Source organism: Buttiauxella sp. BIGb0552, from assembly GCF_004366275.1.
GTDB classification, from domain to species: Bacteria; Pseudomonadota; Gammaproteobacteria; order Enterobacterales; family Enterobacteriaceae; genus Buttiauxella; species Buttiauxella gaviniae.
Window position 1 is genome coordinate 433,485 of sequence record NZ_SODY01000005.1, and the last position, 10,284, is coordinate 443,768.

Annotated in this window: 10 protein-coding genes; 7 read left to right on the top strand and 3 right to left on the bottom strand. The window is 51.1% G+C overall.

Annotation, left to right across the window (positions count from 1 at the left end; genetic code table 11):
- The first annotated feature begins 41 nt into the window (after nt 1-41).
- The 7 genes from kup (at nt 42) to rbsR (ending at nt 7,920) form a co-directional block, all read left to right on the top strand.
- Complete coding sequence (kup, locus tag EDF88_RS17160) at nt 42-1,910, top strand: low affinity potassium transporter Kup (RefSeq protein ID WP_064514895.1); 1,869 nt, start codon at nt 42-44, stop codon at nt 1,908-1,910.
- A gap of 194 nt (nt 1,911-2,104) precedes the next feature.
- On the top strand, nt 2,105-2,524 hold the full coding sequence (gene rbsD / locus EDF88_RS17165; protein ID WP_064514897.1) for a D-ribose pyranase: 420 nt from the start codon (nt 2,105-2,107) through the stop codon (nt 2,522-2,524).
- Nucleotides 2,525-2,531: 7 nt separating this feature from the next.
- Nucleotides 2,532-4,046: a ribose ABC transporter ATP-binding protein RbsA gene (gene rbsA / locus EDF88_RS17170; RefSeq protein ID WP_064514900.1), complete on the top strand. Its 1,515-nt coding sequence runs from the start codon at nt 2,532-2,534 to the stop codon at nt 4,044-4,046.
- Nucleotides 4,043-5,008 carry a ribose ABC transporter permease gene (gene rbsC / locus EDF88_RS17175; protein ID WP_064514902.1) on the top strand — a complete coding sequence of 322 codons (966 nt, stop codon included), beginning with the start codon at nt 4,043-4,045 and terminating at the stop codon, nt 5,006-5,008. The genes rbsA and rbsC overlap by 4 nt, the downstream gene beginning before the upstream one ends.
- Nucleotides 5,009-5,036: 28 nt before the next feature.
- Nucleotides 5,037-5,924, top strand: coding sequence for a ribose ABC transporter substrate-binding protein RbsB (gene rbsB, locus EDF88_RS17180; RefSeq protein WP_064514934.1), 888 nt, complete (start codon nt 5,037-5,039; stop codon nt 5,922-5,924).
- Nucleotides 5,925-5,995: 71 nt separating this feature from the next.
- Nucleotides 5,996-6,925: a ribokinase gene (gene rbsK / locus EDF88_RS17185; RefSeq protein WP_134186013.1), complete on the top strand. Its 930-nt coding sequence runs from the start codon at nt 5,996-5,998 to the stop codon at nt 6,923-6,925.
- 2 nt (nt 6,926-6,927) lie between these two features.
- A complete protein-coding gene (gene rbsR, locus EDF88_RS17190; protein ID WP_134186015.1) occupies nt 6,928-7,920 on the top strand; it encodes a ribose operon transcriptional repressor RbsR in 993 nt (330 codons plus the stop codon).
- Here the strand turns inward: rbsR and mdtD are convergent.
- The 3 genes from mdtD to EDF88_RS24820 all read right to left on the bottom strand — a co-directional run.
- Nucleotides 7,917-9,299, bottom strand: coding sequence for a multidrug transporter subunit MdtD (gene mdtD / locus EDF88_RS17195; protein ID WP_064514908.1), 1,383 nt, complete (start codon nt 9,297-9,299; stop codon nt 7,917-7,919). The genes rbsR and mdtD overlap by 4 nt on opposite strands.
- Before the next feature lie 42 nt (nt 9,300-9,341).
- Nucleotides 9,342-10,040 carry a FadR/GntR family transcriptional regulator gene (locus EDF88_RS17200; protein ID WP_064514910.1) on the bottom strand — a complete coding sequence of 233 codons (699 nt, stop codon included), beginning with the start codon at nt 10,038-10,040 and terminating at the stop codon, nt 9,342-9,344.
- A gap of 63 nt (nt 10,041-10,103) precedes the next feature.
- A partial coding sequence (locus EDF88_RS24820; protein WP_208326153.1) for a hypothetical protein occupies nt 10,104-10,284 on the bottom strand: 181 nt, incomplete at its 5' end.

Here is a 10,284-nt window from a genome sequence, read left to right on the forward strand (position 1 = left end):
ACTAAGCACACGCTTTCAGGATTCCAACAAAAGATTAGTCTATGAGCGCTGATAATAAACAATCATTGCCTGCGATAACGCTGGCTGCAATTGGGGTGGTATACGGTGATATCGGTACTAGCCCGCTTTATACCCTTCGTGAATGTCTGTCTGGTCAATTTGGGTTTGGCGTAGAACGTGACGCCGTATTTGGCTTTTTATCTTTAATTTTCTGGTTATTGATCTTAGTCGTCTCTGTTAAATATCTTACTTTTGTCATGCGTGCTGATAACGCCGGTGAAGGCGGTATTTTGACGCTAATGTCTTTGGCTGGGCGTAATACTTCGGCAAGAATGACGTCGGTGCTGGTGATCATGGGATTGATCGGCGGCAGCTTCTTCTATGGCGAGGTAGTCATCACCCCGGCAATATCGGTTATGTCTGCCATTGAAGGGCTTGAGATAGCCGCGCCGCAGCTCGACGCCTATATTGTTCCACTGTCGATAGCTGTACTGACTCTGCTGTTTATGATTCAGAAACACGGTACTGGTCTGGTGGGCAAACTGTTTGCTCCGGTTATGATGCTTTGGTTCCTGGTGCTGGCAGTCTTGGGTGCGCGCAGTATTATTGCCAACCCGGAAGTGCTTCATGCGCTGAATCCTGCGTGGGCGGTGCACTTCTTCATCGAATACAAAACAGTTTCATTCTTTGCTCTCGGCGCTGTAGTGCTTTCTATTACCGGGGTTGAAGCGTTATATGCGGATATGGGCCACTTTGGTAAGTTACCGATTCGTATTGCGTGGTTCTCGGTGGTATTGCCGTCACTAGTACTTAACTATTTCGGCCAGGGTGCGTTGCTGCTCAAAACCCCGGAAGCTATAAAGAACCCATTCTTCTTATTAGCTCCTGACTGGGCGCTAATACCGCTGATGATTCTGGCAACGCTTGCTACGGTTATCGCTTCTCAGGCTGTTATCTCTGGCGTGTTCTCATTGACTCGTCAGGCTGTGCGCCTGGGTTACCTGTCGCCAATGCGCATCATCCACACCTCGGAAATGGAATCCGGGCAGATTTATGTGCCAGCAATTAACTGGCTCCTCTATATCTCCGTGGTTATTGTCATAGTAAGTTTCGAGCACTCCAGCAACCTGGCGGCGGCATACGGTATTGCTGTTACGGGTACGATGGTACTGACTTCCATACTCTGCTGTACCGTTGCCACCAAAAACTGGCACTGGAACAAAATTGCCGTGCTGCTGATGGGCTTTGCTTTCCTGTGTATCGACATCCCGTTGTTCTCAGCAAACGTGGTCAAAATCTTCTCCGGTGGTTGGCTGCCACTGTGCCTGGCGTTGGTGATGTTTATCATTATGACGACCTGGAAGAGCGAGCGTTTCCGCCTGCTGCGCCGTATGCATGAGCACGGAAATTCTCTGGAAGCGATGATTGCCTCACTGGAAAAATCGCCGCCGGTACGTGTGCCGGGTACTGCGGTTTATATGTCCCGTGCCTTGAACGTGATTCCATTTGCCATGCTGCACAACCTCAAGCACAACAAAGTGCTGCATGAGCGTGTGGTGCTGCTGACGCTGCGAACTGAAGATGCACCGTATGTGCATAACGTTCGCCGTGTTTCTATCGAGCAGCTTTCGCCTACCTTCTGGCGTGTGGTGGCAAGCTACGGCTGGCGCGAAACGCCAAACGTGGAAGAGGTGTTCCACCGCTGTGGCCTGGAAGGGTTAAGCTGCCGAATGATGGAGACTTCGTTCTTTATGTCGCATGAGTCGCTGATCATCGGTAAACGCCCGTGGTATCTGCGCCTGCGTGGCAAACTGTTCCTCGCGCTGCAACGCAACGCCTTGCGCGCGCCTGACCAATTCGAAATCCCACCGAACCGGGTTATTGAGTTAGGTACTCAGGTCGAGATATAACGCTAACGCCTCTTCAATCGAAGGGGCGTTTTTTTTGCCTGTTTGATTGTGCACGCTCTCATTTCCCCCGTAGTGAAACAAGACAGCGAAACGTTTCGATACCGATCACACTTCTGTAACTTGCTGGTTGTTTTACCACCACTACATTTCCTACACTTCATCTCAGCGAAACGTTTCGCTAGTGGAGTAAGAAAATGAAGAAAGGCACAGTTCTCAACGCTGATATCTCGTCTGTTATTTCCCGTCTTGGCCACACCGACACGCTGGTGATTGCCGATGCCGGGTTGCCCATTCCTCGCAATACACCGCGTATTGATTTGGCACTGACTCACGGCGTACCGGGTTTTATGCAGGTCGTTGAAGTCGTAACGCAAGAGATGCAGGTTGAAGCTGCAGTCTTAGCTTCGGAAATTAAACAACATAATCCCCAACTCCATGAAACGTTGCTCAAGCACATCGAGCAACTGCAACAACACCAGGGAAACACCATTTCTATTCGTTACATTAGTCATGAACAGTTCAAGCAACATACCGCTGATAGCCAGGCGGTTATTCGCAGCGGGGAGTGTTCCCCGTATGCGAATATCATTCTTTGTGCTGGCGTAACTTTCTGAGGCCGGCATGGAACCGTTACTGCAATTAAAAGGGATCGATAAATCGTTTCCGGGCGTGAAAGCCCTTTCTGGTGCCGCGTTGAATGTGTACGCCGGGCGCGTGATGGCGCTGGTGGGCGAAAACGGCGCAGGCAAGTCCACCATGATGAAAGTGCTGACCGGCATCTATCAACGTGATGCTGGTTCGTTGTTATGGCTTGGCACAGAAACCACCTTTAATGGCCCGAAATCCTCACAGGAAGCGGGCATCGGCATTATTCACCAGGAACTGAATCTGATCCCGCAACTCAGCATCGCGGAAAACATCTTTCTCGGCCGTGAATACGTTAACCGCTTTGGCAAAATCGACTGGAAAACGATGTATGCCGAGGCGGATAAGTTGCTCGCTAAGCTCAACCTGCGCTTTAACAGCCAGAAGCTGGTGGGTGATTTGTCGATTGGCGATCAGCAGATGGTCGAAATCGCCAAGGTTCTGAGTTTCGAGTCGAAAGTCATTGTGATGGACGAACCAACCGATGCTTTGACCGATACCGAAACCGATTCTTTATTCCGCGTTATTCGCGAGCTGAAAGCTCAGGGGCGTGGCATCGTCTATATCTCGCACCGCATGAAAGAGATCTTCGAGATTTGCGACGACGTGACCGTGTTCCGCGACGGGCAATTTATTGCCGAGCGTGAAGTGGTGACGCTGACCGAAGATACGCTTATCGAAATGATGGTCGGCCGCAAACTTGAGGATCAATACCCTCGCCTGGATAAACAACCTGGCGAAACCCTTTTGCGCGTCGACAACCTTTCCGGGCCAGGCGTGCATGACGTCAGCTTCACTTTGCGCAAGGGCGAGATTCTCGGCGTTGCCGGTTTGATGGGCGCGGGCCGTACCGAATTAATGAAAGTGCTTTATGGCGCACTGCCGCGTACCGGCGGCTATGTTGCGCTTGATGGTCGTGAAGTGGTGACGCGCTCACCGCAAGATGGCCTGGCAAACGGCATCGTTTATATCTCCGAAGACCGTAAGCGTGACGGGCTGGTGCTCGGCATGTCAGTCAAAGAGAACATGTCGCTGACTGCGCTGCGCTACTTCAGCCATAACGTGGGTAGCCTGCGGCATAAAGATGAACAGCAAGCGGTGCAGGACTTTATCCGTTTGTTCAACGTGAAAACCCCGTCAATGGAGCAGCCAATCGGCCTGCTTTCAGGGGGGAATCAGCAAAAAGTGGCGATTGCCCGTGGCCTGATGACGCGCCCGAAAGTGCTGATTCTTGATGAGCCAACACGCGGCGTTGACGTTGGCGCTAAGAAAGAAATTTATCAGTTAATCAATCAGTTCAAAGCCGATGGGTTAAGCATCATTCTCGTTTCGTCCGAAATGCCGGAAGTGCTCGGTATGAGTGACCGAATCATGGTGATGCACGAGGGGCATCTGGGCGGGGAATTTACCCGTGAAGAAGCCACTCAGGAAGTCTTAATGGCGGCAGCCGTCGGCAAGCTCAATCGCGTGAATCAGGAGTCTGTAAAATGAGTACCCAAGCTATTCCTGGCCGTCGCTGGTTCACTAAAGCGTGGCTGTTAGAACAAAAATCCCTTATCGCTCTGCTGGTACTGATTGCGATTGTGTCGAGCCTTAGCCCGAACTTTTTCACCGTCAATAACCTGTTCAACATCCTGCAACAAACCTCTGTGAACGCCATTATGGCGGTTGGGATGACGCTGGTGATTCTGACTTCCGGGATCGACCTGTCCGTCGGTTCATTGCTGGCGTTGACCGGTGCGGTTGCGGCATCGATTGTGGGTTTAGAAGTCAATGCGCTGGTGGCTATTGCTGGTGCGTTGGCGTTAGGCGCGGCTATCGGTGCGGTGACGGGGATTATTGTCGCGAAAGGCCGAGTGCAGGCGTTTATCGCCACGTTGGTGATGATGCTTTTACTGCGTGGCGTGACCATGGTTTACACCAATGGCAGCCCGGTAAACATGGGGTTTTCTGATAACGCCGATCTGTTTGGCTGGTTTGGTATTGGTCGCCCACTGGGGATCCCAACGCCTGTGTGGATCATGGGTATCGTTTTCCTGGCTGCGTGGTACATGCTGCACCACACTCGCCTGGGGCGTTATATCTATGCGCTGGGCGGTAACGAAGCGGCAACGCGCCTGTCCGGCATCAGCGTTAACAAAGTCAAAATTATCGTTTACTCACTTTGCGGTCTGCTGGCGTCTTTGGCCGGGATCATCGAAGTGGCGCGTCTTTCTTCTGCACAACCGACGGCGGGCACGGGCTATGAACTGGATGCCATCGCGGCAGTGGTTCTTGGCGGCACAAGCCTCGCTGGCGGGAAAGGACGAATTGTTGGGACGCTGATCGGGGCGCTGATCTTAGGCTTCCTCAATAACGGGCTGAATTTATTAGGTGTTTCTTCTTATTACCAGATGATCGTCAAAGCAGTGGTTATTTTACTGGCGGTGCTGGTGGACAACAAAAAGCAGTAACAATCATAACCCTACAGGACATCTGACTATGAATATGAAAAAACTGGCTACTCTGGTTTCCGCTGTTGCACTGAGCGCCACTGTCAGCGCTAACGCCATGGCTAAAGATACCATCGCGCTGGTTGTTTCCACGCTGAATAACCCGTTCTTCGTTTCCCTGAAAGACGGCGCACAGAAAGAAGCAGACAAACTGGGCTATAACCTGATTGTGTTGGACTCGCAGAATAACCCAGCGAAAGAACTGGCGAACGTGCAGGACCTAACCGTTCGCGGCACTAAATTGATGCTTATCAATCCAACTGATTCCGATGCGGTAGGTAATGCGGTAAAAATGGCCAACCAGGCTAAAATCCCTGTGATTACACTCGACCGTATGGCGAATCAGGGTACTGTGGTCAGCCACATTGCTTCTGATAACGTGGCCGGCGGGAAAATGGCGGGTGACTTCATCGCTAAGAAACTGGGTGAAGGCGCGAAAGTTATCGAATTGCAGGGCATTGCTGGTGCATCCGCTGCACGTGAACGTGGCGAAGGCTTCAAACAAGCGACTGCTGCGCACAAGTTTACTGTTCTGGCGAGCCAGCCTGCTGACTTCGACCGTACTAAGGGCCTGAACGTCATGCAAAACCTGCTGACTGCGCATCCTGATGTGCAGGCGGTCTTTGCTCAGAACGACGAAATGGCACTGGGCGCGTTGCGTGCTCTGCAAACTGCCGGTAAATCCGATGTTCTGGTTGTTGGCTTCGATGGCACAGCAGACGGGGTGAAAGCTGTTGAAGGTGGCAAACTGGGGGCCACTGTGGCTCAGATGGCTGACCAGATTGGTGTCATCGGCGTAGAAACTGCCGACAAAGTATTGAAAGGCGAAAAAGTCGACTCCAAAATCCCGGTTGACCTGAAGCTGATTACTAAATAAGAAAACAATAGAAAAGCAGGGCATCGTGCCACTACAGAAATGGGGTGGCACACTTAACTGGACTGATAAAAATGAAAACTAAAGGCAATCTCGTCGTGCTGGGCAGTATTAACGCTGACCATATCCTTAATCTCGAACATTTCCCGACGCCGGGTGAAACCGTTACCGGGCAAGAGTACCAGGTCGCGTTCGGTGGGAAAGGTGCCAACCAGGCTGTCGCAGCCGGGCGCAGCGGCGCAGACATTGCCTTTATTGCCTGTGTAGGCGATGACGACACCGGAAGCCGTGTTTGCAAGCAACTGGCAAGCGACAAAATTGATACCTCCCCTGTCAGTACTATTAAAGAAGCCTCTACAGGTGTGGCACTGATCTTCGTTAACGCTGCCGGTGAAAACGTGATTGGCATTCATGCCGGCGCGAATGGGGCATTAACGCCTGCGCTTGTCGCACAACAACATCAAAAAATCGCTGAAGCATCAGCGCTTTTAATGCAGCTGGAGTCACCGCTGGAAAGCGTACTGGCGGCCGCTAAAATTGCTCATCAGAACAATACCCAAGTGATCCTCAACCCTGCACCTGCCTGTGAGTTATCTGACGAACTGCTCGGGCTGGTGGATATGATCACTCCGAATGAAACTGAAGCGGAAAAACTGACAGGTGTGCGCGTCGAAAATGATGACGACGCGGCGGTTGCGGCTCAGGCGCTTCACGCTAAAGGCATTGAAACCGTCATTATTACCCTCGGTAGCCGTGGTGTCTGGCTGAGTGAAAAGGGTAAAGGGCAACGCGTTGCAGGCTTTAAGGTCAAAGCCGTGGATACCATTGCGGCGGGCGATACCTTTAATGGTGCGCTGGTCACAGCATTACTGGAAGATAAACCAATGGCCGAGGCAATACGTTTTGCCCATGCCGCCGCCGCTATTGCCGTGACGCGTAAAGGCGCACAGCCTTCAGTGCCGTGGCGTCATGAAATCGACGAGTTTTTGCAGCTGCAAGGATAATCATGGCCACCATGAAAGACGTTGCGAAAATGGCGGGGGTTTCGACTTCTACGGTTTCGCACGTCATTAATAACGACCGTTTCGTGAGTGATGCCATTCGTGAACGAGTTGATGCGGCAATTAAAACACTTAACTACGCGCCTTCTGCTTTAGCTCGTAGCCTCAAGCTCAATCAAACACATACTATTGGTATGTTAATCACCGCCAGTAGTAACCCGTTTTATTCTGAACTGGTGCGAGGGGTTGAGCGAAGCTGCTTTGAGCGTGGATACAGTCTGGTGCTTTGCAATACCGAAGGCGACGAGCAGCGCATGAACCGCAATCTGGAGACATTGCTGCAAAAGCGTGTCGACGGGCTTTTGCTGTTGTGCACCGAAACGCATCTCCCTTCCCCAGAAATAATGAGCCGCTACCCTTCTATTCCTACAGTGATGATGGATTGGGCACCTTTTGAAGGTGAGAGCGATGTTATTCAGGACAACTCACTGCTTGGTGGTGAGACCGCGACGCAACATCTTATTGATAAAGGTTATACCCGCATCGCCTGCATTACAGGGCCGCAGGATAAAACGCCGGCGCGGTTGCGCCTCGAGGGTTATCGCAAAGCGATGAATCGCGCCGGTCTTGAGATTCATGAAGGCTTTGAGATTATCGGTGACTTTGAGTTTCAGGGCGGTTTCACTGCTATGAACTCGCTGCTTGCACTGGAAGAGCCACCGCACGCCGTGTTTACTGGCAACGATGCGATGGCGGTCGGGGCTTACCACGCGCTGTATCAGGCCGGGCTTAAGGTTCCACAAGATATGGCCGTGGTCGGTTATGACGATATCGAACTTGCCCGCTATATGACGCCACCGCTTACCACTATTCATCAGCCTAAAGATGAGCTAGGTGAGCTGGCCGTTGATGTCCTGATACATCGAATGGCGCAACCCACGTTGGATAAACAGCGCCTGTTTCTGACGCCTGAGCTGGTGGTGCGTGGTTCAGCCTAGCGTTTAATCATGTTGCGCCCATCTTTCGGGCGTAACAGTAAGAACACCAGAGCCGAAACGAGCGTCACCGCCCCCATCGTCAGGAACGTATAGTGGAACTGCTCGACAGTATTAATACTCTCGATGCCCTCATATAGACGAAGTACTGCTGCACTTACCGCGACGCCAAGGCTAATTGCCAGTTGTTGCGTCACGGCCAACACGCTATTCCCGCTACTGGCATTTTCATCGGTAAGATCGGCAAGCGTAATTGTGTTCATTGCGGTGAACTGCGTGGACATCGCCATCCCCAGAATAAACAGTGGCAAAATGAGTAGCCACACTTCCATCCCTGGCGACTGCAGTGAGAATTGCCCAATCAGCAAACCAATAACCAGTGTCACTCCCACTAAAGTTTTCCTGTAACCAAGCTTACGCAATACTTGCGTCACAGTGGATTTTGCCAATAGTGAACCAATCGCAGTCGGTGCCATCATGCAGCCTGCGATCAACGCCGAATAGCCAAAGCCAACCTGTAGCATTAAAGGCATAAGGAACGGTACACAACCGGTTCCCAGGCGCGAAGCTAGATTCCCGACAATACCTATAGAGAAGGTTCTGGTGCGAAACATCGGAAGGGCGATAAGCGGCGTGGGGTGTCGGCGTGCATGCCATATATAAGTTGCCAACAGAACAAGGCCACCCAAAATCGTCAGAATGCCGATATAGCTGGCAACAATACGCTCCCCGAATAACTCCATCCCGCTTGAGATCATTACCAGACTTAATCCAAAGAGAAGGAAGCCAGTCATATCAAAGCCACGACGGGGAGTCGTAAAGTTTGGCATGTATTTTCGCGCGTAGATGAGCCCGAGAATACCGATAGGTATATTAATGAGGAAAATCCAGTGCCAGCTTGCCCAGGTAACTAATACGCCACCGAGCAATGGGCCAAGAATTGGGCCGACGAGCCCTGGCATGGTTACAAAGTTTAAAACAGGCAAGAGTTCACTGCGCGGATAGGCTCGCAGTAATGCTAAGCGGGCGACCGGCATCATCATCGCCCCGCCGATACCCTGTATCACACGGAAGACAACCAACTCACCAAGTGAGTTTGACATTGCACAGGCAAACGAGCCAAGAGTGAAGAGAGACACCGCGAACATAAACACACGTCGTGTGCCAAAGCGGTCGGCAAGCCAGCCGCTGACAGGGATTAGCATTGCAACGGTAAGCGTGTAACTAATAATCGCTGATTGCATTGCCAGCGGTGATCGTCCAAGACTATGAGCGATGGCGGGCAACGCGGTGTTTAGAATGGTGGCATCCAGCGCCTGCATAAAGAAGGCCATTGCCGCAATCCACGGTAACCCGGCCATACTGCGAGCTGTTTTGGTCATTTTTATCCTGATGTTTTAAGGCAACCAGGAAAATGCGTGTCCTTACCTTTGAGCGAGAGGTTCTTTTAACAATGCCTGACCTGCAATTAACGCGGCCTGGCTGTCGCTCTGGGTAATGGCATCCACAATTGCCTGGTGCAAATCGAGCTTAATAACTTCGTTATCTGTTATTGCGGTAAAGTAATTGTAATAAATAGAACGGAATAAGTTAGCGAAAGAACAAAGGAAAGGGTTACCACTCATTGCATAGATTTGTTCATGGTAAGCCATATCGACTTCTATCCAGCGCTGGCGGTCAAACGAGCCTTTCAGCGTTACCATTTCTACCATCATCTCGTTGAGAAAGGCTTTCTGCTCTTGAGTACCATTAATAGCGGCCATGGCACAGGCTTGTGGTTCCAGGCTATTACGCATAACAAGGAAGTAATCCACCACATCATTAAAGTTCTCCTCTGTCATCCACCACGCGAGCAACTCCTTATCAAGGAAGTTCCAGTAACTGCGAGGCATAACTCGAGTACCAATACGCGGGCGAGGTAGAACCATTCCTTTTGCTGTTAATGTCTTTACTGCTTCTCGTACCGCTGTGCGGCTAACACCGAAGATCTCACCCAATTCGATTTCACCAGGCAATATACTGCCAGCTTCGTACTCTCCGCGGAGAATGCGTTGCGCTAGTTTTTCCGCAAGAACATAGGAAAGGTTCTTTTGTGCCGCGAGTTGTTGTGCAGAGAGAGACATAAATGCAATTCCTTTAGCGTTGTTTCTATTAGTAGTATGCCACCAGGTGTCCTTTCCTGATGCTTAAAACAGCAAATATCCCGTGTTACTGCTGTTTTGCAGTGCTTTTGGCGAAAAAAAAGACGCTTGGTAATCTATTTGCAATAAACACTTGTCAGCTTCCAGAAAATCCCTATACTGCGCCTCCACTGACACGGCACAACGGCTTACAAACCGGCTTGTCAGCCAGACGAAAAGTGAAAAT